We start from the raw sequence: 22,456 nt of genomic DNA, 5'->3' as shown, positions 1-22,456 counted from the left end.
ACCATCTTGAAAACAGGTGCCGTCACTCAATTGTTTCTAAATCGAACACAAGCTCTCACATACCTGCTATCCTTGCGCAAATAGATTTCAAATTGTGAGATTAATCGCAAATTTTCCTTGAAATGTAGTAATGCTATCTGACACTGAGCGGAAAGCATGCGACCTTGTCACTAGATGAATAACAACCTTCCAACTGATTACCAACGACTGCTCCGGATTGCCACAAAAGTTACCCGTGTCACACCCAGATACACCTTGGTAAAAGGTAAAATTAGAAACACTGAGGCGTTAAATTGTTTTTTGTTCTAAATTTAGAAAGATGGGACGATTGACGCATTCTCCTAAAGCAGGCCTGCGATCCAGCATGCTGACCCGCAGATCCGCTCTTGCAGTAGGCGCTGCAACCTTACTGGCTTCCGGTCTTTTCAGACAGGTCTTGGGCTTTGCCACACTTGCCATCACTGCCCGCCTTCTCAGACCCGAAGATTTTGGAATCATCGCCTATTTCATAATCGCGACCGCGCTGCTTGAAATGCTGCAACGCCAGGTCAGCATTGTGCTGATCCGGCTGGATGACGTGACCTACGAGCACCTTAACACGGTGTTCACCATGCAGATTCTGCTGGGGTTGATGGCCGCCGCACTGGTGTGGCTGTCAAAGCCCGTTGTGGCCCTGCTTGGCATACCCGAACTTGTAGATATTTTACCTGCGATAGCCGCGATTTCCATGCTAATCGCTGTGCGCAGCCCGCGTTTTCTGCTGTATGAACGCGGCCTCAGGTTTTCGCTGGCTGCAGCTGAGGAAACCTTCAATCGGATCGCCTATGCCAGCGCCGCCATCTATCTGTCATGGCTTTGGCAAAGCTTTTGGGCAATCATCGTGGCCATGTTTGTTGGTATTGCGACTCGAAACCTATGGACATTTGCGACGGCGCCTATGTTGCCACGGCTTTCATTATCACGCTGGCGGGAAACCCTATCTTTTTCTTCCTGGTCCATGGGAGCCCAACTGTCCCAGTTTCTGGCCAACAACATGCCCCAAATATTTATCGGCGCGACTCTGGGCCTTGCAGATGCAGGGATATTCCGGGTTGGCAGCCGCATCACTACGATTGTGACAACACAGCTCTTCGCTCCGCTGCAACGCGTAATCTATCCGGGTCTGGCGGATGTCTCGCGTTCAACCGGCCAGCACCAAGAAGCATTTATGCGTATCAACGAGATGCTGCTGGCAATCGTTCTGCCGGTCAGCGTCGGAACCGCGCTGATCGCAGAAAACATGATACTTGTAGGCATGGGTTATAAGTGGATTGCTGCGGCACAGGTCATCTGGGTTCTGGCTCCGCTCAAGGCACTGGAAACGTTGCAGGCAAATGTCCGGGCCGCCAGCTATGTCGAAGGGTCAACGCGCATTCTGTTCATCCGGAACACAACCCTGTTGGCATTGGTTTGCTTCTATATGTGGATCGGCACCAAGTTTGACTTCCACGGTGCGCTGGCAGCAGCAGGGCTGTCCAGCTTTACTGCCCTTATCATCACTTTGATCATTGCCAAGAGGTTTGGCAAAGGCGGTCTTTTCGAACCGCTGACCGTTGCCTGGCGCAGCATCCTGTCTTGTGCCGTCATGATTGCTCTGGTGATGCTTACAGATATGCTCCTGCACGCCGGAACGCATGCCCCTCGCCTCATGGCAATCGTTTTGACCAAAGTCGGTGTCGGTGTTGTCTCCTACACATCGACACACATTCTGCTGTGGATCATTGCAGGCCGCCCCGAGGGGTTTGAAACACTGGTCTTTTCGCTGCTAACCCGTCTGCGCGGCCACCTACATCGCGAGCGCGCCTGAACTGGGTTGCCGTTACAGCGCAGCTCGTAATTGGGCTGCGATATAATCCAGATGCGCCGCCCCAAGATACTGGTGCAAAGGCAGTGACAGCGCCTTGTTTTTCAGCGCCATTGCCTCTTCCTGACCGCCCCAGTCCAGGTTGCGGTTGAATCCCGCCCACCACGGCGTCGCCCCTATTCCCTTACTTTGTAAAGTCTGAACGACCCGGTCCCTGTCTGCCACCATCACCGACATGTTGAGGGGGCAGGTCTCCGGTGCAAGCTCGGGCAGCAACAGATGAACACCCGGACTTCCTTCAAGCAAATCCCTGTATCGCTGCCAGTTCGACCGCCGGGCCGATATCGCCTGAGAGACGGAAAATGACTTCAAGGGGCGGGAGGCAAAAACGCTCATCCCTGCGTTCAGAAGAGCCGGATCAAAATAGTAGTGCCCCGGAATATCCTCCAACTTATCGTTCTCGAGGGGGGCATTCTCAGCCACAGGCTTGCCCTTTAGCGCCTGAACCATTCCCTTTGCGCGCGTTGAACCAAGCGCGGCGGTCAGACCAGTACGCACCAGTGTTTTCGCGACAACCTTGCGCGGTGCAGGACGGTTGAACGGATTATCGCTTTGCAAATCGGGCGCATTGATCACCAGCGCACCACCGCCCAGAACCGGAACAAATTTATAAAAGCAAAACACCGACACGTCACCGGTACGACCTTCGGCGGGTGATGCCCCGCTCAGAAGACTTAGCGCGCAATCCTCAATCATCCGCAATCCATGCCGGTCGCACAGCTCGCGCAGCTCTGCCAGTGCCGGCTGAATAACCCCGAAATAGTGGATGACATAGAGCACTTTGGTCCGTGGAGAGATCAGCGGCTCGATCCGAGCAGGATCAGCAATCAGATCTTGCGCCACCGGAAACAGCCGGACCGACAAACCCGCATGGATCAACGGATCAACTTCCGATCCACAATTGTAGGCCGGTGCCAGAACCTGATCCCCGGGCTGCAATTCCAACAAGTCGCAGGCCGCCCGGATCGCAACACGGGTGTTATAGCTTGGAAACGCCCGACGCCCCTTGAACAGAGACATATAACCCCCCTCCGGGTCCGACCGGAAAAGGTTAGAAAAGCGCATCGGGGGGTCGCCACAATACAAGGTGTTCCGGGTGGGTTTAGTGGTCATGTCAGCCTGTAAAGTTCAATAGCTTCGCCAAACCCGGCGGCGCATGATCCGGTTTTCGTCACACTGCCCCACAGGGGAAAAGCCCATTTTCAGAATATTCTTGCGGGACGGCAGATTGTAATCTCTGCAATTGGTGAAAATCCCCTCGACCCCATCCGAAGCCCGGTCCGCCGCAATCATCCGCCATAGCCGTTCCTGCAAGTTGCGACCTCGATAATCCGGCAGGACATAGACATGCCAAAACAGCTCCTCCCTCTCGCCTAGGGGGACAAAGAAATCGCGACTGTGCGTCGCATCGCGCACCCATGCAAGGGCCTGCACATTGTCATCCTCCTCCAGCACCCAAAGCCGCCACCCGAGTGCCAGCCAGTCCACAGTACCCCAGTCATGCGCAGCCAGTGGATCGGTCAACCAAGCCAGATCCGGCTGATCCAGTTCGTCCGCAGACAAAACCTCGCGCAAGCGTCCACCCCCGCTCAGAGCGGGTTGCGACATGCTGCTGTTCTGAGTATCGAGCCTGAACACCAGATGGCGTTTGCGTACAAAACTGTCGAGAAAGGCCAGCCAGACCTGTTTGATCAGCATTCCCGGCCCCAGCCGCGCCGCGCCCTGGATCAGCTGTATCTTGCCTTTCTTTGCTAACTTCATCTTCAGCACCGCCGACCGTTCTCACATCCAGGCTTCATCCCATGATCGCCCGTTTGACCTTTTTCAAATGCCCCCGCAGCAGATCACGGGCATTTCCGGTTAGAAACACATATCGGTTCACAATTTTCTGCCGCTCGGAAATCCGTCGAATACTGCGCGGACCGAATTCCGACTTGTACTTGTGGATGTTGAACTTCTTGTCACCCGCAACCGGAGCGCTATACCCCTCTACATCCAGGATGCTGCATCCTTTTTGCTGCGCCCAGCACATCGCCTCAAGCCACAATGCCGGCGCGATACGCAGATTGCCGGCGACCCTGAGATGTTCCGGCTCGGTTGTGAAGTGACGCCCATGCACGACGTCTTTGCTGCGATAGACCAACAGGCCAGCCAGAAACGCATCCTCCTGCCAGGCCATGATCACGGTTCCAATATCATCAGGGCGCAGCACGTCTTCGAATGTCGTCTCATATGTAGCGACGTCCAATTCTTCCAATCCGCGCGTGGCGCGCAGGCGGTTCATGCTGCTTAGAAAGATGCCGAACTCTTCGCTTGTTTCTGCAATGCGGAAGGTAACGCCCTGCCGTTCAGCGCGGCGGACTTCGCGCCGGGCGCTTTTGGAGAAACTTTTCATGATTTCCTCGCGGGTCCCGGATATGTCCACCCACCCGGTTTCGCGGAACTGCTCCTCTTCGGAAACCCGCCAACCGCCCCCAGCCAGAGCGCCATCCATTGTTATCGCGTCCTGTTCTGTCCAGAATGGGGTGACATTCAGACTGCCCACGCTGGCCAGTTCAGGATGTTCACAAAGGGCTTTCAGAAACGCAGCCATGTTGTGGGCGTCGTCGCATACCGGGCCGCTCAGACAATAAGCTTTGGACCAGACACCGGGCAAAAAAGGGTGCGGCTCAAGCGAAAGCAGGCCAACAGCCACTAGAGCGCCGCCGCTGCGTTGGGCGCGGGCATACAGAACCTTTCGGCCCGAGGCTTGCTCGGAACGGGCAAAAACCAGAGATTGCCGCGGGTGCTGGTGTTTTGCCCCTTTCAGGAATCTATCCCAATCCGCGCGTTGTTCCGTGTTCAGGGATTCACTACAGTCGACCACGATATCGTCTTGGGTTCGAAGGTCCGGCGCTGTCAAACTATTACCTCAATATACTGGTCTATACGCTTTGACTTTTACGACCGCTATAAAACAACAATTATCTTCAGAGGATTGTGGTCAGTGTATTCATAGAATGAAACAATGACCAAGTAATTTGAAATGTGAATGGTTAACGAGAATAGAGTATCATGATTTTATCACCAAACAGCACGTCTACTGCCTGCGCTGTTTCAATCGTGATCGTGAACTGGAACACCCGGGATATTCTTCGGGATTGTCTGACGTCCATCGAACGCGAAACAATGATGTCGCATGAGATCATTGTCGTCGATAATGCATCAAACGATGGCTCGGCCGAACTCGTGCGAACAGAATTCCCTCGGGTGCGGCTGATCGCGAATAAGACCAACCGGGGCTTTGCTGCCGCCAACAATCAAGGACTGGAAATCGCGCAAGGGGACACCTTGTTGTTGCTCAACCCCGACACCATCATTCTGGACAGCGCGATCGACACAATGGTCCACTGGCTTGGGCAGCATCCCGATGTGGGATGCCTCGGTTGCCAGGTATTGGAGGATGAGAACACCATTCAGCGCACCTGCTTTGCCGATCCCGGGCCTGCCAATCTTGCGCTGATCGAATTCGGACTGCATCGCCTGTCACCGCAAAATCGGCTTCTGGGCCATGCCGAGTATGGAGACTGGGACCGAAACTCCGAACGACCGGTCGATGTGGTTTCGGGCATGTTCATGTTGGTCCCCCGTCACGTGTTCGAATCGGTTGGCCTGTTAGATGAAGCATTCTTTGTCTATTCTGAAGAGGCCGATTGGTGTCGCCGCATTCGCGACGCCGGATGGTCTTGCGTATTTTCCCCCGCAGCGCAGATTCTGCATCTGGACGGAGGTGGCAAAAGCACGGTCCAGATCCGGTCACGCATGTTCGTGCAAATGCAAAAAAGCAAAATGATCTATTTACGCAAGCACTACGGCCTTTGGGGGGCGTTCTGTGGGCGGGCCATCTTTGTCGGGTCCTCTATATTGCGTTTCCTGATGTCTGCCACCGGACAACATGACGAAGCTGCCGCACGACGACGGCTTGCGCGCGCTTCCTTGCGGTATCATCTGATCAGACAGGAACCGGTCGAGTGACCGAAGCTTCAAACCAGTTATCATTCCAGTGGGTTGATGGGGTGGAACCTCTGAGCGACATGGTGGAAGAATGGATCGCTCTTGCCGATCGGGTGGGCGCGGATATCTATGCCAACCCGGTTTGGGTACTGACATGGTGGATGCACTTTGGGCAGGGGCGAACACTTCGCGCATTGGTGGTGCGCAATGCGAACGGGCATCTCGTGGCCCTGATCCCTTTCATGATCCACGTGGTCTGGCTGGGGCCAATCAGGATACGTATCGCAAAACTTGCTGCAACAGACCCAAACACAGTGGTTTTTCGTCTGGCAGCCGAAGAGTGGGCCGTGACACCGAGCCTGACGGAGGCACTGTCTGACCTTCTCGGGCGGGGGTGTGCCGATCTGATCAGCTTCACCCCCGCGTCCGAGCGCGGACAGGTTCTGCACGCTGCGCGTGATGCGGTGGCCCACTACGCGTCTTCCCACCCGCCATTGGCGTTGCAGGATCGTGCTGCGGGCACACACACCGTCTTTGAGCTTCCCGGCAGCTTTGACGGCTATCTGAGCCAATTGTCCAAGAAGCGGCGCAATCAGTATCGACGGGATCTAAAACGCCTGCAAAGTGACCATGGGCTGACAACGCAAGTGACCCATCCCAACGCGGTGCAATTCCAGGACTTTGTCAGGTTTCACAACCAACAATGGCAAAAGGCTGGAAAAGGCGGCCATTTCACCGACTGGGCCGGGAGTGAGGCCTTTTACAGTGAGCTTGCCAAAGAGACCCTAACCAGCGGAAAAACATGGTTTGTCGAACAGCACGGCCACAGCTCAGCTTTGGCAACCCAGTTCTGCCTGGTTTCCGGCCAGATCTGCCACTGGCGCCTGCCTGCCAGATCAACCGACCCCGAGCTTGAACGTTTGAGTCTGGGAAAGATCGGTCTGGTTCAGATGATCGAAGACCTGATTGAGGGCGGCATCACACGGATTGAGGCCGGGATTGGCGATTACGGCTACAAGCTGATCTACGGCGGTGAAGCAGTTCCCACCCACCGCCTGATCATCTCGCGGCAATCTGGCTTTGCCGCGATACGTCTCAAACTCTGCCTGGGTTGGGCGCGCCTGCTGCATCTGGCCTATTACAGGCTCTGGTTCGGTCGCCTGACTCCACGCCTGAGATCGATCCTTCCACTGAGGCATAAACCTTTATGGGCCGCCTGGGTCAGGACGAGGATATAAATCCGTCATGACCCCTGAACCCCTATCTCTTCATATCCTGTCTGCATCCGATTGGCTGGACTGCAGCGCCGCTTTTCAGGATCTGACCTATGAACAGAGCCTGACCTATGCGCAGGCAGCCGCTCGGCGGATCGGGGCAGAACCGCAATTCGTCCGGGTGGAAACCCCGTCTGGACAGATCGTCGCCGCCGCGTGCCTGCGCATCAAGCGCCTGCCCGCGCTTGGGCGCGGAATCGCATGGATTGCAGCGGGGCCATTGATCCGGCATCGGGATCACCCCGATCCCTCGCCCGAAACCGTGCAGGCGGTGCTCGCAGCACTGCGCGCGCATGCAACAGCAACAGGACATATCCTGCGCCTGCGTTTTCCGGTGATCGCCTGCTATGACGTGCCCTCCCTCGACGAACTGGCCGCCGGCCAGGGTTTTGTCCACTCAGAGCGGTCCCCATCTTACAGAACTGTCGTAGTAAACTGTGATCAGGACGAAGACACGCTGATGCGCGCGCTGCACGGCAAGTGGCGCAATCCGCTGCGCAATGCGCTCAAGGCTGGGCTGGAGTTGGATATCGTTCCGATTGCAGAGGCTCGCAGCCGGTTTCACGCGCTATATCAGGACGTACAGGCCACCAAGGGGTTTCGCCCGGATATTCCCCCCGAATTTTACTATGGGCTTACAGGGCCCGATTTTGACCATGAGGTTCTGTTCGCTCGGAAGGACGGTGCTGACATCGCCGGCATGACCATTGGCAGAGCCGGCATCAACGCCGTCTACCTTTTCGGCGCCACAGCTGAAGCCGGGCGACGGCTGAATGCCGGACACTACCTGATGTGGCATTCCATTCTACGCTGCAAAGAACTGGGCATGAAATTCTACGATCTGGGCGGTATAGACCCTGATTCAAACCCAACGGTCACACGGTTCAAGCACCGCACCGGGGGGGCAGACCTACAGGCAGCAGGCCCTTACGAGTTCCAACCCAAAGGGCTAATTGCGCCTGCGATCCGCACCGCGGAAACGCTGCATTCGCTTTTGAAGAGGCGGCGAAAATGACCAACCTGACAAGCGTCAACTTTCACGGCATCGGAGATCCCGGGCGCTCGCTGGAGCCCGGCGAAGCGCCATATTGGCTGTCGCGGGAGCAATTCGAATACGTCCTTGACCAGGTTGCCGCCATGCCTGACCCAGCGGCTATTGTAATCACCTTTGATGATGGCAACCTGTCTGATCATGATATTGCGCTGCCCGCCCTGATTGACCGGGGTCTTCATGCACGTTTCTTTGTTCTGACCGGGCGCCTCGGGCAAACGGGATCGCTGCACAAGAAGCACCTGCATAACCTGCAGAGCGCAGGTATGTTGATCGGCAGCCATGGAATTGACCATGTCAGCTGGCCGACACTGAACGATGCGATGCTCAGGCAGGAATTGGAGACATCCCGGGCACAGCTTGAGGATATCTGCGGCCGGTCGATAACCGAGGCCGGGATTCCATTCGGACGTTACGATGCGCGGGTATTACGGGCCTTGCGTGCATCAGGTTATACGACGGCGTGGTCAAGTGACGGTGGTCAATGGCGGCAAGGTGCATTCCTACGCCCCCGCACCTCGCTGCGTGGTGATATGTCGCCCGATGAAATGCAGGCCGTTCTGTCAGGTCACATGCCCGCCCTGCGCCGCCTGCGCCGCGCCGTCGGAATGACCCGGCGTCGCTGGACGGTGACCGGTTAAACACATTCCAACGTATAACCTTGTTACTCGGCAGGTTCCGGGTCAGGTCCTTTGGGAAAGCGCGTATAGCGGATTTCCCGTCGGGTGGATGTTCCCTGCACCTGTTCGCCCTCACCTTCGGGTGTTTCCCGGGCATCAATCAACCACATGCCGCTGCCAAGAAGGAACATGAACAGGCAATAGGTGGCATCCCACAAATGCACGGTGAATGCAGACACACTGAGACTTAGGAACGAAATCAGAAATCCGGTTCGAACCCGTGCATAGAGGCCAGTCAAAGGGGCGCGGATGATTTGATAACTTGCGATAATGACGGCCAGACCCAGAAATATCAGGGCCGGAATCCCGTATCTCAGGGCGATGAGCAGCCAGAAATTATCAACGCTTGGCTTCATCCATTTGGGGCGAGTCCATTCACCCAGACCAATCCCAAAAATCGGGTTGCGGAAAATATCGTCAATGGCGTGGTTGAAGATGTGAATTCTGTTCCAGGCTGACCCGGCCGAGAATGTAAGCTCTGTCGCAATGATCTGAAACGCATTCCGGTTCGACGCCAGTTCGAGGATGGTATAGATAATGCCGAATATGATGGCAAAAATCACCCATCGGCTTTTGATTTTCTTCAGAATCTCATCCCAGGCGATCAGGAAAGCCTGCAACATAACCCCCATGAAGGCGCCAGAAGACAAAGAGCTGAAAACAGCCGTACTAACAATAATCGAGCGTTGAGTTTGCTTGAAGAATGCGCCTTCCGGGCTGAGCACATACCAGGACAGCGCAAGAACGGGTGAACAGAAAACGCCAAACAAAATCGGATGAGGCATCGAGGCCTGCGCCCGCTCCAGCCCCAATCTCGGCTCCTGATTCACGTCTGCATAGACCTGAAACACCCCGCCAAATATGTTTAGCAGGATCGGTTTCCCCGTGATATTTTCGTACAGTGCGAAAGGGACTAGCACCAGAACGATGGCAAAAAGCCACCACACCGCCGTTCGAAATGTCACGTAGTCCCGGATCAGGACGCGCGCAAACAGATATGGAACGACTGTTTCCACAACCAGAATACCTGCGAATTGCCAACGTCCTATCCCGTGGTTGGCAAACAGGGCCAACGCCGCCCACATCGCCGCAAGCAAAACCAGAATGTCAGGCGACCGCACCGGGCCTGCCGCACCCTTGGCCCACTGAATAAGCACCGGAATTGTGGCGGCCAGAAAATACAAACGATACGCGCTCAACCTCAGGCCGATGAAGAAGAAAAAGAACGGCATGACGAAAGACAGAATCAAAAGCGCGATTATGAGCCCGTGACGGGACTTTTCGGCCGCGCCGGCAGCGGTCTGGTGACCGGACTGCATAACAAGTGACATGAACCGTGCCTTTCTGGAGAACACCTGATCGGTGCGATACTACCAACAATGCTTAACGTGTACGCTAGGGAAGTATAATCCGCATCATCCAAGGGGCCATCACCGATTTAGGAAAAACAATACCCTGTATTTCGCGCGACTGTTTCGCAAGCATGGCGGTGAATACACAGCAAAAAATAGATGCAGGCCAATCGCGATAGTTTTCTGGCGCGGCTCTGGAATGGTCGTTAAAACACCGACATGGGTTACGATAGGAGCGTTGGATTTGGCCGGGAACCCTTGGTTATTTTTATTTGTATCTTTGGTTAAGGGTAAACAGCTTCGCAGTTTTGCCCGCAGATTGACCCGCAAAGCCGGCAAGACACAACCCGACGGGTTCGATAATGCTGTGCCGCGGATCATCCCCAAGAACATCTGGATGTTCTGGGATAAAGGAATTGATGAAGCCCCCGAAATCGTGCGGATGTGCATTGCATCCTGGCAAGACAAAAACCCGGACTGGACCCTCCGCATTCTCGACAAGGACACGGTCGCAGAGTTTGTCGATATGCCAAAGCTCTCGCCAGAAATATCGATACAATCTTATTCCAACATTCTGCGGTTCAAGCTTTTGAAAGAACACGGCGGTGTTTGGGCGGATGCGACCGCGTTCTGTATCAAACCATTGAATGACTGGCTGCCGATTGTAGGGCAACGAGGGTTCTTTGCCTATTTCTGGACCCCGGAAACTCGATGGTTCACATGGCCCGGATATACGCGTGAAGTGGCAACGTGGTTTTTGGCCTCCGAACCGCAAAATGTTATAATGGCGGACTGGTATGACTACAGTGTTCAGTATTGGAAAAATCGCCAGAAACCGCATCTGTATTTCTGGTGTCAGACATTATTTGAACTGCTGATTTACATGCGCCGCCCGTTCCGGCGCGCCCTGCGTGAAGTCCCGAAATTCGGATGTGTCGGGCCGCATCTGGTACATGAATGCCTCTTGCGGCAACGCGATCATGCCCGGGTTGCCCGCATTCTGGACGATGGCGCGGCACCCGTACAAAAGTTACGCTGGCAATGGAACGCTCAGCATCTTGAAATTGCGAAGAAATTGCTGCGCGTCTCGGAAACCGAAGTTCCCAAACGCCCCAAGGTCGGCTGACCCGCAAGGGTTGGCTGCATCATTCTATCCGGATCAACATATCCGGGTAATTTCGGGCGATCCTTTGTAGATCCTGCTCGTATTTCTGTCGCAACGCGCTGACCGTTTCACTTTGATATGGCTGAAACGGGGTGCCAGCGACGGCATCCGGCACGTCATTATAGAAGATCTTCTTAACCCGCATACGGCGTTCTTCAACTGACAGTGAACGATCCAGAGCCTCGGCCTGGTGGATCGCCTCTTGCGATGGCGATGTGGTTCTTGTGGGTGGTGGGATCTGTGGGAATTCACCCACGTTCCGGCCTGCAAAAGCTGTCAGAATCTTCTGCCAGTGTGCGCTGTAGTCTTCCTGTCGCCAGACCCGCAATGCTGCACCGGGAAAGGCCGCCATAAGACGCTCGATCAGATCGGACCAACTGGGCGGCGTCTTCAGAACGTCCGCGCCGATCCGGGATTGCCAATACGGATCCGGCGCAAAGGATTTCATCATCTGAGCATAGGCTGAGGGCAACAGCCTGTCATAAGAGCGCACCCCCAGAAAGAGCGTAACAGGAGCCGTTTTTTGCATCTCGGTGACAATATGCGCCCCGCGAAAAGACGGGTAAAAGACAGGCGACAATAAACCGTCGGAATAGCCCAGCAAATCTTCGTCCGAAACAAGAACCGTCTCTGCTCCGCCGCGCAGCGCCTGAGTCTGGCGCATAAACTGATTGGCCAATAGTCTTGACCAGAACCTTCTTCGCCAATGACCGGGGTTTGAATAGCGGCGCTGTAACGGACCAAAAGCTTCCCGGGGGATATAATCCACGCCCCGCCGCGCCATCTGGTCCCGATGTGCAAGCAGCGTATCCTGAACATGTGTTGTCGCGGTCTTATGCGCACCCAGATGTATGCGCCATTCCTTTACCGGTTGCACCTGCCCGCTCCGTTCCTTGCCTGCCGGATCACGCTGCAACACCTGCCAGAACATCCCGGTGCAGGGCAATATCCTCGGCATAATAGTCACGAATAAAGTCCTGAAAAACAGGTTCACTCAAGACCGGATGCGGTTGCGTGCCCCCGGATTTCATCAGAACGCGGCGGGCGGAGACACGCAATGCTTCGTGCACCGGGCTAGGCAAAACGCGACGGGCCAGCGCACTCCCCCCATACATGACCCGTTTCAGCTGCGGGTGACGAAACACCGTGGTCTTGTTGGCATGCCCAATTTCCAGCGAAGCGAGGCCGATCTGCCCGGTCAAAGCCTGAACAAAAAGATCAAGATGTTCGACCGGATAGAGATTGCGCACCAACCGTTCGCCGTTGATCCGGACAAAATCGGATTGCCGGGAAAAATGCACATATTCCGGAGAAATCACCGCAGGATCAGAACGAAGATATGCCACTACCTTCTCGGTCTCTGCGCGGATTTCATCATCGCTGAGCTGCGCAAATTCCTTGCCCAGATACATTTTGGCGCGTTGCGACATGGCCGATTGAAAGCGCTGATACGGGTCCCGCAACAGTGCATAGCTTTCGTATTCCTTCAGCTTCCCGAAGGCCTCAGGATCAAGGTCACGCAGCAGCGACAGTGGAAGATGACGATAGTCTATTTCACCCAGTTCAGGATGTCGCTCGACCAGTTTCAGAAACCGGCTGTCTGCATCATGGAATGACAAAACAGCATTACGAACAGACGTTCCCGCACATTTCGGCACGTGAATGAACACAAAACGATGGCTGTCAGACAAAATCATAACTCGAAACTTTCAACACAATCGGCCTGAAACAGCCGCAATTCTCCAGGGCAGGGAATGGCTGTCCTGAAATACAGTTGGCCAGGTGCGATCTTGCACCCAGCCAGTGTAATTTTTCAACCATATATGCGCCGACATTTCGCCGATGCATATCGTGTCAGGCAATCGAAAAATCGTCCTGCACAACCTGCGTGTCTACAAAAACGACCTCGTCGTCGATTGCAAACGCGCTGATTTCACCATCGATATAACGATTTCTCGCAAAACCTAGATCCCAACCCCATTCCTTGCCGCCGTGCGCATCGACAAAATCAAAATCGGTATTGGTTTCATCAAGCACCACATTCCCATCGACGAGAACCTGTAGACGATCTGCATTCTGGTCGACCAAGAAGGTGATCGTATGGGTTTCGGTATCATTCAGGCCCAGATTATCTACATGGAATCCCTTGGTGAATTTGCCATCATTGTTTGTGGCATGCGCAATCAGGCCATCACCTGTCAACGTCAGTCCCACATGGCCCTTGTTCCAGACCAAACGCTGGGTGCTGCCGTCTGCTTCAGATCTGGTAAACTCAACCGTGAAAGCAATCTGCTCGGAATCTTCAAACTCGGTCAGACGCCCCAATTTCACAAGATCCCGGTTTCCGTCAAGTTGGATCACCGGACCCGACGCCGTGTCCACAACCGTCGCATCACCGATAAGCTCGGCCTGACCGTTATCTGGCAGGTTCGCGATATCCAGAACAAAGTCGTCAAAGACCATTTGACCGGATGGGACAGAAGGCGATGTCGATCCAGACGTACCACCGGTATCCGTACCAGATGTACCACCGGTATCCGTACCAGATGTACCGCCGGTATCCGTACCAGATGTACCGCCGGTATCCGTACCAGATGTACCGCCGGTATCCGTACCAGATGTACCACCGGTATCCGTACCGGACGTCGTGCCTGACGGCGGTGTACTGGTTCCCGTTCCACCGGAGACAGGCGTTGTCGCCGTTCCAACCCAAGAATCGTAGGAGAGCGGATAACTATCGACCAGGTCAGAACCTGCCCCCAGAACATCTACTGTACTACCGGGAATAACACCAAACTGGTTGTACCCATCGGTTGCGGTTGTCGCATGATAGGTAAACTGAGCATCATAATATCCGGCTGCGTTCGGGTCTGTATTCTGAACAAAGGCATTGTCCAGAACCGTCCAGCCGGACTGTCCCTGGTGGCCAGCAATCCCGGATGTCACATTCTGGTCGATGATCACGTTGGTCGAAGATGATCCGACGGTGATTTTGGGAATGGTCACACCACCCGTCACCGAGCGCGGAACCGCGATCAATGTGTTGTTCGAAATCGTCAGACCATCGGTCATGTGAATCGCAATGCCGTTAGTATGGGCATTGTAGATAACGTTTCCTTCGATCACGATATCCTGGTGCCAGTCCGTCGGATCCGAATAGTTGGCGTTGTCGCCCCCGGCCCAAATGCCCTGCGTGTAGTCACCCGACCCAATATCCAGGACATTGTCCCGAATGATGATGTCGCTGCTGCCATCCTCGCTGGAACGCTTAATCTGAATCATATCGCGGTGATCGTAAGAACCCGCGGCCCCCCCGAAATCGTGGATATAGTTGTTCTCGATCAGAACGCCGTCAACCCGACCCAGATTGATACCATCAGAACGGATTGTGTGAATGTTGTTGCCAATCAGATCAACATCCGAGGAGGTGCCGACATTTATGGCTTTCCACCAGGAATGGAACTCGGAATTGGCGATAGTGACATTTGCCGAACCTTCGACCACAAGCCCCTTGCCGAAACCTGTCCCATCAGCCGAGGTCCCGGTTCCGCTTGCAAAATCCCCATCAAAAACCGAATTGACGATGTTTATGTTGGTGCTGTTGTCGATCCGGAACTTGCTGGCAGATTCACGCTGCCCACTGACATATGTATAGTCAAACTCGATAGTATCGAACGTGACGTTCGAGGTTTGGTTGACATAAACTTCCGAAAAGCTTGCCATCGCGCTCGGATCAGCGGATTTGATTGTCACGTTGGATGTGTAAAGGGCGTTTTTGAGATTCAGCACCCCATAATCACCTGCCGCAAGCAGTATCGTTTCCCCACCTGTCGCCTGAGACAGAGCCTGGTTCAACTCCGCCGCAGAGGTTACCGTGATTGTCGTCGACATCTTTCACCTTTTTGCATAGGCGCTGTGAGTGGCAGCGCACAAGAATCCCGCTCACCCAGGACAGAAGGAACAGCCGCACGAAGGCGACAGGTGGGCCAGAATGTGGCTATGTTTGGAAATTGTTGCCTGCATCGGGACAATAATGTCCCTTCGCCTTCATTTCCGAGTGAAGTTGATACTCGTTACCGGGAATTGTTCCCCTTCCCTTAGCGGTACCCAAGGGTTTTACGAATTGATTCCTCTGCCGCAACAATGAACACACAATTGCCACTATTCCGGCATGGGCCCGCGTATCCCGAACAAATATCGGCGGTGAATTGCCCGATGACGTGACGTCACCCCGTATGGGTGCCCCATCAAATCCATCAACGTTCTGTTCAACACAGCTTTATGGACACGACTCATCCATGCCCGTAACCTTCCTAATTGATGAACGTGACACGGGCGGACCTGCCATGCGGGACAGACATAGTTCTTTCGGAATGCTGGTGTGTGCCTGCATTTTGCTACTCTCTTTTTCGACCCCGTCCTATGCCGCCGGGGCGTGTACCGACACGAAGGCCACGACAAATGTGTCCGGTACAGAAAAGGGCCAGACACTCCGCAACGCTTCTGAACTCGCAGGCGCCGTAAAAAACGCGGAGGGAGGAGAGACGTTCATTCTTGGAGGCGGGAATTATGGCGCTCTGAAAATTAGCAATATCTTTGAGAAGCCCATCACGATCCGCTCAGCCAACCCCGGGTCGCCTGCATGTTTCACGGAATTACGCCTGCAGGGCGCGGGCAACATCGTGTTGGATGGGTTGATTTTTGACTATGAGTATTCCCCGGGGGACAAGGACTCAACCACCCGCTTCACCATCTATTCCAGCAGAAACGTGACCGTCTCGAACTCCTTGTTCGATGGTGGCTACAAATCAGGAGTGGGGCATGGCCGCGGACTCCGCCTCAAGGACAATGTATCGATTACACTGTCCCAGAACACATTCCGTCGATGGTGGAAGGGGCTTACGGGTGGGCATGGCAACGACATAACGATCCGGGGAAACACCTTCTACGACATACGCTCGGACGGTATGGCCATGGGCGCTGTTGATGGGTTGATCATCGAAGGCAATCATCTGCACAATTTTCGCGGTATACGCGGAGGCAAGGATCACCGTGACATGCTGCAGATCATGCGCGCGTCCAACCGACGCAGCACAGACATCGTAATTCGCAACAATATCTTTGACATGGGCGCGGGAGATTATGCTCAGACAATCTGGATGGGCGGGGATGGCAAAAACTTGGGGGATCCCATGGTTCGTCATCAGAATGTGTTGATCGAGAACAACGTGATTTATAATGCCCATGCACACGGTATTTCGATCCATGGGGCAGATAACCTGTCGATCAGGCGAAATTCGGTCATCCGGGTCAGACGGGAGAAAGATGGGGGCATCACCATTCCGCGCATCAGCGTTTCCCCGGATTCAACCTCAGTCGTTATCGAACAAAACGCCGTCAGTAAAATCAGCGGATACAAGAACCAGCGCGATTGGGTCATCCTTAATAACGCCGCCATTCAGGATGTATCCCGGGGGGCACCCGGATTTTACGACAGTGAGTTCATCTACTACGCAACCGGACCGGCAAACGGACATAACGAATATGGCGTGCGGCCGGGCAGCCAAATCGATCGGCTGAATGCCGGCTCCACGCTTGTTAAGAATTACCCAACCCGCAAATAGTCCCAATATGACGGCGCCCGCACCGGGCACATCAGGTCAAATCTTCAGAATACTCCCGGTATTCCCACGAAAAGAGCAGACATGTAGTGGTTACAAACAGACACGGATGCTCAAAAAAGCTGTGCGCAGGCGCGGAACTCTTTGAGGCCCGCATCAAACCATGATCACATACAGCCATCTACACAATAAACGACATTCAAACGGTGCCGCCAAATATGAACACACCCATGTCGCAGTCTCGAGCCGGTCATGCAGGTCAAGATACCCCGACACTCAGCATTATTGTGCCGATGTTCAATGAAGAGGACGTTCTGCCAATCCTGTTTGATCGGCTGGGCCAGTTTCTGGGAAACCTTGGCGAAAGCTATGAGATCATATGTGTGAATGATGGCAGCACAGACGGCACAGCCAGAATTTTAGCCGACGCGCACGAACATGACAGGCGCATCAAAGTGGTAAACTTTTCCCGCAATTTCGGCAAAGAGATCGCCCTGACCGCCGGACTTGACGTTGCCTCGGGCAGAGCAGTCGTTCCGATAGATGCGGATTTGCAGGACCCCCCCGAACTGATTGAAAGCTTTCTCGAGAAATGGCGCGAAGGGTTCGATGTCGTCTATGCCGTCCGGCACCGCCGCAATACGGACACCGCGATGAAACGCTGGTCGGCGATAAAGTTCTACAAGATCATCAACAGGCTCTCAGGGGTTCCGATTCCGGCCAATACGGGTGATTTTCGGCTCATGGACCAAAGGGTGGTTCGCTCAATAACCCAATTGCGAGAACATAATCGTTTTATGAAGGGGCTCTTCGCCTGGGTCGGATTTCGACATGCCGAGGTACTTTATGACCGGCCTGAGCGCGCAGCGGGACAAAGCAAGTTCAACTACTGGCGTCTTTGGAATTTCGCACTGGACGGCATTACCGGGTTCAGCACCGTCCCGCTGAGAATTGCTGGCTATGTCGGTATGCTGACCGCCCTGGCGGCGATTATCTACGGCATTTTCCTGATCGTACGTACCCTGATCTACGGGGTGGACGTACCTGGTTATGCCTCGCTGATGGTTGCCGTGCTGTTGATCGGTGGTTTGCAACTCGTGGTGCTTGGCGTGATCGGCGAGTATCTGGGGCGTCTCTTTGACGAGGCCCGCAAACGCCCGCTTTACATTGTCGAAAGCAGCCTTGGCCTAACCGCCGAGGCCCTTGCGGAGCCGCCCGACGGAAAACCATTGACTTGAGCTTTCGTCAATTGAACCATCAGAACGTTCAATCCGTTTATTCAGTACAGGCGGTGTTTTGTTGGTCGGCGATCATTTCGAATGTCATAGGAATTGCGAGATAATGTTGCGCCAACAGTTGCCTGCAAGCCATCTGACGCAACCAAAGGGTGCGGGGCAGAGCTGGCCAGCATATAGAAAGGTCACAGGCCCAGAAATAGCACCAATAAGGTCCATCAGGTCGCATTATCCAAAAAAAGGCGACGATCTTTGCGCAAAATTTCCAATGTTTGCGCATTCGTATGCACATACACCACAGGAGCAAAAATACCGACAGACAGCTGCGCGCACCTCACGCAAGGTCGACTTACCAAATGCCACCCAGAACCGAGGCACATGTGACCGGTAAAACCCCATGATACAACAATCCCCCGCAGTTGGGCGTAATGACCTGGCTGTGCTCCTGCTCATACTGCTTCTCGCCTCCGTGCTGCGAACCGCAGGGCTGAATGCGCCGCTATGGTATGATGAAATTTGGACCGTCGATACGCATGTCCGCCTGCCTTGGGGCGAAATGATGCGCGAATACTCGATGAACCATCACTATTTCTTCAGCATGAAGGCTAAGCTGGTCTCGCAGATTTTCGGAGATCAGCCTTGGGCCTATCGTTTTCCAGCGGTGCTGTTCGGCGTTGGCATCGTTGCTGCAATCTGGTGGCTGGCGCGGGATGTTGCAGGCACGAAGGTCGCTCATATTTCGGCCCTGCTTGTCGCACTTTCGTATCATCAGGTTTGGTTTTCGCAGAACGCCCGCGGATATACCGAGCTCGCATTCTGGAGCACGTTGGGCATTATTTTCTTTTTGCGGGGAACGCACCGTCCGACCGTCGGCACGTGGGTTGCGTTTGGCCTGACTGCCGCAGCTGCGGTTTTCACACACCTGACCGGGGTATTCTTCTTTGTCGCTTTGGGTTTCATCTGGCTGGTGTCACTGGTAACCGGGTTTGGGCGCCCCGCCCTGACCCGTGACTGGGTGCTGCGGCCTCTTATTGGCGTAGCAATGGCGCTGGTCTTAATTGTGTTGTTGTATCTGCCGATCTTTCCAAGCCTCGTGGAAGCCATGGGCGAGGTAGCGGTAACATCCGCTGTCGATCCTATGCAGGAGTATCAGAGCCCGGTCTGGACAGTGCTGGAAGGGCTACGGACGGCAGTCGGAGATACTGGCCCACTGACCATGATTGTTGCATTCGGCGGATTGGTCGCCCTGGCGTTTGGTGCCGCAGGAGCACATTCAGCACAACCGCTGTTTTTCCCGTCCATCGTTATGCATATCGTGGTGACGCTGGCTATTCTCCTGTCGCTCGACATGCGGATATGGCCACGCTTCTTTTTTGTTGATATCGGCCCGGTCATCATTTTTGCGGTCATCGGCTGCTGGCACGGTGCGGGCATTGTGGCACGAGCGATAAGCCAACCTCGGATCGGAATGCCACTGTTCGCCGTCGGTGTTGCGGCGATGATCGCTTTATCCGTGATTCTTGTGCAGCGGAACTATGCCGCGCCAAAACAGAATCTGGCCGGAGCTTTTGCCTTTGTGGAACAGACCCGCAACCCTTCCGAGCGGATTTACGCCATCAATCCGGGCGGGCCTGTCTTTGAAAACCATTTCAATGCCAACTGGACAACCATTGGCGACCCCGAAGCATATGCAAAAGCGATAGCTCAACCTGGTCCTGTGACATTGGTCGTCCTGTTTCCGAACCGAATGTTCAGCGCCATCCCGCAACTGAGGCAGGATGCCAAAGGGCAGCTGGACCTTGTTCATGACTTCCCCGGAACACTGGGCGATGGTGACGTTCATGTATATCGGCGTGACTGAGCGACTGCCGAGCTGGAGATCAGGGGCAAGACCAGACTGACCTATCTACAAAATCCAGAGGATAACGCCGCGCTTCCTCTATCAATGCGGCAGAGCGGGTTCCCGCGACAAACACCATCGACCAGACGGTTTCTCCATCCGGAGTGATCTCGAAAACGCGCCCGGATGTGCTTTCGGTTACAAGAATATTGCCGTTGGGCAACGCCTGATGTGTACCCATGATAAAGCTGAAAAAACGCTGATCATCGTTTTGGGGGTAAACCGTCTCAGCCAGACCAGTCACGGGATCGAACCGAAGGACACGGGCACCCACGAAATCACGGCCAGGCATTCGGTGACCGCTGCCATTATCAAAGACGGTGATGGTGCCGTCCTGCTCGATATCGGGATCGTGCTGCTTCAGCCACGGTCCGTGCTGCATCCAGACGATCTTGCCACTGGATCTGTTCAACACAGCCAGCGCGTGGAGATTACGCATGGAGAGCAGCAAATCTCCGGGCTCCGACCCTGAGATGCGCGCGCTCAGTTCAGGGGTGACAACTTCGATATCGTTGAGATGTAGCGGGTCCAGCTCTTCTGGATTGAGCCCATAGATGACGTCCAGTTCCTGATTTTCTATCAGCCAGTCAATCGTTGGCTCCAGGATGGGGATGTCTTCAATGATACGCCCCTCGGGGTCGATCAAAAGCGCTGAATCGGCATAGTAATTGTCGGAATCCATGATTGCTTCGACCGAAGCGCCCGGAAGCATATATTTAGGGGTTATGGTGGCCGGATCACGTTTTTTTGGAATCCAGTACGTCCCATCCGGGTTCTCCGTGATCGAATGGTGGGTCATCTGATCAACAGTCCAGACGGTATCACCGCAAGGACCAAGGCGCGCGGTGCCCAGCTCGGCGAAATTGACAAGGACGGATCCATCCTTTCCCAGGGCAACCCCCTGAGTGTGATATTCTCCAGATCCCTTGGGGATATTCTTGTCAGGGATGATATGAGCCGGATTGGACCAAATTGCGTGAAAATCCAGCGGCCAGGTGCGCAAAAGCGTCCCGTCAGCATCATAGACGCGCGCCTGTGCGCCATCGTCAAACATGCCTTGCATGACTGTTAACCCAGCCCAGCTAAGCTCGGGATTATATGTGACAAGGCCGGTTCTCTCATAGCGACGCGGCATCCACCGGGGGTCACGATACCACGGGCCGTAGATCAACTCTTTTACCGTGCTTCTGGCTTCCTGAACCAAAGCTGTCGGCGGCAAATTCAGAACGGCTGCAGAAACACCTGCCAGAAAAGCCAGCGTTGCACCGCATACGAGAAAGACGATAAAACTCACTACATTCTGGCGATCCACGGCCACTTACTCCACCTCATTGCCCGTACTTAATATTTCCTCCAACGCCTGTGCGTCTGTGGCGTCATGTTCCACGGTCCACTCGGTTCCCATCGCCGTCTTGTGCTCAATGCGCAGGACCGAGAACGGTTCGCCTCCTGTACTCAGAAACCTGTAACACAGACCGTTCATTTCTGTGGCCAGAGCTTGCCAGGGAAAACGGTTGAACCTGATCCACTCGCCAGCTTCGTTTAACTGGGTTGCAACGATCTGGCCGTCACCGGGATCTATATCCGCGCAGGTTTGCCCCAGCAGAACGGCCATAGTGTCAGAGTAACAAAGCGCAGCATTCCTTTCGCCCCCCAGAAGAAAGCAGGTAGATTGCCTGGGCAGGGGCTCAGTAGCTTCGAAGCAAACAAAAAGCGTGCCCTCAGCCATGAAAACCGATCCATCTTCCGGGAAGGCCGCGCAGGGCCGCGGAGGGGTCAGAACCGACCCGGCATAATTCGCAGCTCCATAACGAATCTGAAATATGGAATTCATGTCGATGCCACGATGAAACGTACTGGGTGTCTGAAAACCACCGAACCTTAGGTGCTGGTCAGCAGGCCCACCAACAGAACGGATCGGTGTCGATGTGATATCAAAACCATTCATCGATCTGGCTCGCTCCACTATGTCGTCGGCCAGGGCAACATCCTGCTCCGCCACACGCTGAAAAAGTGGCCAGATATGCGATGACGCAATTGCTTGGCTGACACCAAAGATCAGCACCAGGGTCAGCCCTGCAACCGGGGCAAAGCGCGACATAGGCACCCCGGCCATCCCCTGAGCAACAACCGCAGTGCTTGCCAGAGCGACACCCGCGAAGACAAAACCGATAAAGCCGATGCTGCGACCAATCAGATAAGGCTCCGGATAGAGGAACCAGATCAGAACCGGCAATATGAACAGGGCGCCGAACCCACCGAGAAACACACGAAACGCTCCG

General features: G+C 54.7%; 18 protein-coding genes. 9 read left to right on the top strand and 9 right to left on the bottom strand.

What is annotated here, in order from left to right; translation table 11 throughout:
- Positions 1–364: 364 nt before the first annotated feature.
- Entirely contained in the window at positions 365–1,846 is a 1,482-nt protein-coding gene (locus AC2FEB_RS18720; protein WP_496884271.1) for an oligosaccharide flippase family protein, read from the top strand.
- 12 nt (positions 1,847–1,858) lie between these two features.
- Here AC2FEB_RS18720 and AC2FEB_RS18715 read toward each other — a convergent pair whose 3' ends face one another.
- The 3 genes from AC2FEB_RS18715 to AC2FEB_RS18705 all read right to left on the bottom strand — a co-directional run bounded on the left by AC2FEB_RS18715 (position 1,859) and on the right by AC2FEB_RS18705 (position 4,769).
- Complete coding sequence (locus AC2FEB_RS18715; protein ID WP_496884270.1) at positions 1,859–2,923, bottom strand: DegT/DnrJ/EryC1/StrS family aminotransferase; 1,065 nt, start codon at positions 2,921–2,923, stop codon at positions 1,859–1,861.
- A gap of 108 nt (positions 2,924–3,031) precedes the next feature.
- Complete coding sequence (locus AC2FEB_RS18710; RefSeq protein ID WP_496884269.1) at positions 3,032–3,664, bottom strand: GNAT family N-acetyltransferase; 633 nt, start codon at positions 3,662–3,664, stop codon at positions 3,032–3,034.
- A gap of 34 nt (positions 3,665–3,698) precedes the next feature.
- The gene (locus AC2FEB_RS18705) at positions 3,699–4,769 is read right to left on the bottom strand and encodes a GNAT family N-acetyltransferase (protein ID WP_496884268.1); all 1,071 of its coding nucleotides are present in this window, start codon (positions 4,767–4,769) and stop codon (positions 3,699–3,701) included.
- A 188-nt stretch (positions 4,770–4,957) separates the two neighbouring features.
- Here AC2FEB_RS18705 and AC2FEB_RS18700 point away from each other — a divergent pair, with 188 nt between their 5' ends.
- From AC2FEB_RS18700 to AC2FEB_RS18685, 4 genes are read left to right on the top strand one after another with little or no spacing between them, the layout of a single operon-like run.
- Entirely contained in the window at positions 4,958–5,917 is a 960-nt protein-coding gene (locus AC2FEB_RS18700) for a glycosyltransferase family 2 protein (RefSeq protein ID WP_496884267.1), read from the top strand.
- Positions 5,914–7,134, top strand: coding sequence for a GNAT family N-acetyltransferase (locus AC2FEB_RS18695; protein ID WP_496884266.1), 1,221 nt, complete (start codon positions 5,914–5,916; stop codon positions 7,132–7,134). Before AC2FEB_RS18700 ends, AC2FEB_RS18695 begins: the two co-directional genes overlap by 4 nt.
- 7 nt (positions 7,135–7,141) lie before the next feature.
- Entirely contained in the window at positions 7,142–8,185 is a 1,044-nt protein-coding gene (locus AC2FEB_RS18690) for a lipid II:glycine glycyltransferase FemX (RefSeq protein WP_496884265.1), read from the top strand.
- Positions 8,182–8,862: a polysaccharide deacetylase family protein gene (locus tag AC2FEB_RS18685; RefSeq protein ID WP_496884264.1), complete on the top strand. Its 681-nt coding sequence runs from the start codon at positions 8,182–8,184 to the stop codon at positions 8,860–8,862. The genes AC2FEB_RS18690 and AC2FEB_RS18685 overlap by 4 nt, the downstream gene beginning before the upstream one ends.
- Positions 8,863–8,885: 23 nt before the next feature.
- Here the strand turns inward: AC2FEB_RS18685 and AC2FEB_RS18680 are convergent, their stop codons facing one another.
- On the bottom strand, positions 8,886–10,232 hold the full coding sequence (locus tag AC2FEB_RS18680) for an O-antigen ligase family protein (RefSeq protein WP_496884263.1): 1,347 nt from the start codon (positions 10,230–10,232) through the stop codon (positions 8,886–8,888).
- A gap of 340 nt (positions 10,233–10,572) precedes the next feature.
- On the opposite strand from AC2FEB_RS18680, the gene AC2FEB_RS18675 reads away from it, so the two are divergent.
- Entirely contained in the window at positions 10,573–11,379 is an 807-nt protein-coding gene (locus tag AC2FEB_RS18675) for a capsular polysaccharide synthesis protein (RefSeq protein ID WP_496813320.1), read from the top strand.
- A gap of 19 nt (positions 11,380–11,398) precedes the next feature.
- Here AC2FEB_RS18675 and AC2FEB_RS18670 read toward each other — a convergent pair whose 3' ends face one another.
- The 3 genes from AC2FEB_RS18670 to AC2FEB_RS18660 all read right to left on the bottom strand — a co-directional run bounded on the left by AC2FEB_RS18670 (position 11,399) and on the right by AC2FEB_RS18660 (position 15,309).
- Positions 11,399–12,385, bottom strand: coding sequence for a hypothetical protein (locus AC2FEB_RS18670; protein ID WP_496884262.1), 987 nt, complete (start codon positions 12,383–12,385; stop codon positions 11,399–11,401).
- The gene (locus AC2FEB_RS18665; RefSeq protein ID WP_496884261.1) at positions 12,324–13,115 is read right to left on the bottom strand and encodes a sulfotransferase family 2 domain-containing protein; all 792 of its coding nucleotides are present in this window, start codon (positions 13,113–13,115) and stop codon (positions 12,324–12,326) included. The genes AC2FEB_RS18670 and AC2FEB_RS18665 overlap by 62 nt, the downstream gene beginning before the upstream one ends.
- A 157-nt stretch (positions 13,116–13,272) precedes the next feature.
- Positions 13,273–15,309: a right-handed parallel beta-helix repeat-containing protein gene (locus tag AC2FEB_RS18660; RefSeq protein WP_496884260.1), complete on the bottom strand. Its 2,037-nt coding sequence runs from the start codon at positions 15,307–15,309 to the stop codon at positions 13,273–13,275.
- Positions 15,310–15,764: 455 nt separating this feature from the next.
- On the opposite strand from AC2FEB_RS18660, the gene AC2FEB_RS18655 reads away from it, so the two are divergent.
- From AC2FEB_RS18655 to AC2FEB_RS18645, 3 genes are all read left to right on the top strand, one after another.
- Positions 15,765–17,042 carry a right-handed parallel beta-helix repeat-containing protein gene (locus tag AC2FEB_RS18655; RefSeq protein ID WP_496884259.1) on the top strand — a complete coding sequence of 426 codons (1,278 nt, stop codon included), beginning with the start codon at positions 15,765–15,767 and terminating at the stop codon, positions 17,040–17,042.
- A gap of 227 nt (positions 17,043–17,269) precedes the next feature.
- Positions 17,270–18,277, top strand: coding sequence for a glycosyltransferase family 2 protein (locus AC2FEB_RS18650; RefSeq protein ID WP_209599255.1), 1,008 nt, complete (start codon positions 17,270–17,272; stop codon positions 18,275–18,277).
- 394 nt (positions 18,278–18,671) lie between these two features.
- Entirely contained in the window at positions 18,672–20,135 is a 1,464-nt protein-coding gene (locus AC2FEB_RS18645; RefSeq protein ID WP_496884258.1) for a glycosyltransferase family 39 protein, read from the top strand.
- Positions 20,136–20,154: 19 nt separating this feature from the next.
- Here the strand turns inward: AC2FEB_RS18645 and AC2FEB_RS18640 are convergent, their stop codons facing one another.
- Positions 20,155–21,492, bottom strand: coding sequence for an arylsulfotransferase family protein (locus AC2FEB_RS18640; RefSeq protein WP_496884257.1), 1,338 nt, complete (start codon positions 21,490–21,492; stop codon positions 20,155–20,157).
- Positions 21,493–22,456 (bottom strand): hypothetical protein (locus tag AC2FEB_RS18635; RefSeq protein ID WP_496884256.1); only part of this gene is annotated, 964 nt, incomplete at its 5' end.

The organism is Ruegeria sp. YTSC106, assembly GCF_059609765.1.
The sequence above is the reverse complement of the archived record's forward strand: the minus strand, read 5'-3'. Positions and strand labels throughout refer to the sequence as shown.

Excerpts from the sequence above, each read along its gene's own strand:
- AC2FEB_RS18720 (WP_496884271.1), top strand. The coding sequence starts at position 365 with ATGCTGACCCGCAGATCCGCTCTTGCAGTAGGCGCTGCAACCTTACTG.
- AC2FEB_RS18715 (WP_496884270.1), bottom strand. The coding sequence starts at position 2,923 with ATGTCTCTGTTCAAGGGGCGTCGGGCGTTTCCAAGCTATAACACCCGT.
- AC2FEB_RS18710 (WP_496884269.1), bottom strand. The coding sequence starts at position 3,664 with ATGAAGTTAGCAAAGAAAGGCAAGATACAGCTGATCCAGGGCGCGGCG.
- AC2FEB_RS18700 (WP_496884267.1), top strand. The coding sequence starts at position 4,958 with ATGATTTTATCACCAAACAGCACGTCTACTGCCTGCGCTGTTTCAATC.
- AC2FEB_RS18690 (WP_496884265.1), top strand. The coding sequence starts at position 7,142 with ATGACCCCTGAACCCCTATCTCTTCATATCCTGTCTGCATCCGATTGG.
- AC2FEB_RS18685 (WP_496884264.1), top strand. The coding sequence starts at position 8,182 with ATGACCAACCTGACAAGCGTCAACTTTCACGGCATCGGAGATCCCGGG.
- AC2FEB_RS18680 (WP_496884263.1), bottom strand. The coding sequence starts at position 10,232 with ATGTCACTTGTTATGCAGTCCGGTCACCAGACCGCTGCCGGCGCGGCC.
- AC2FEB_RS18665 (WP_496884261.1), bottom strand. The coding sequence starts at position 13,115 with ATGATTTTGTCTGACAGCCATCGTTTTGTGTTCATTCACGTGCCGAAA.
- AC2FEB_RS18660 (WP_496884260.1), bottom strand. The coding sequence starts at position 15,309 with ATGTCGACGACAATCACGGTAACCTCTGCGGCGGAGTTGAACCAGGCT.
- AC2FEB_RS18655 (WP_496884259.1), top strand. The coding sequence starts at position 15,765 with ATGCGGGACAGACATAGTTCTTTCGGAATGCTGGTGTGTGCCTGCATT.
- AC2FEB_RS18650 (WP_209599255.1), top strand. The coding sequence starts at position 17,270 with ATGTCGCAGTCTCGAGCCGGTCATGCAGGTCAAGATACCCCGACACTC.
- AC2FEB_RS18645 (WP_496884258.1), top strand. The coding sequence starts at position 18,672 with ATGATACAACAATCCCCCGCAGTTGGGCGTAATGACCTGGCTGTGCTC.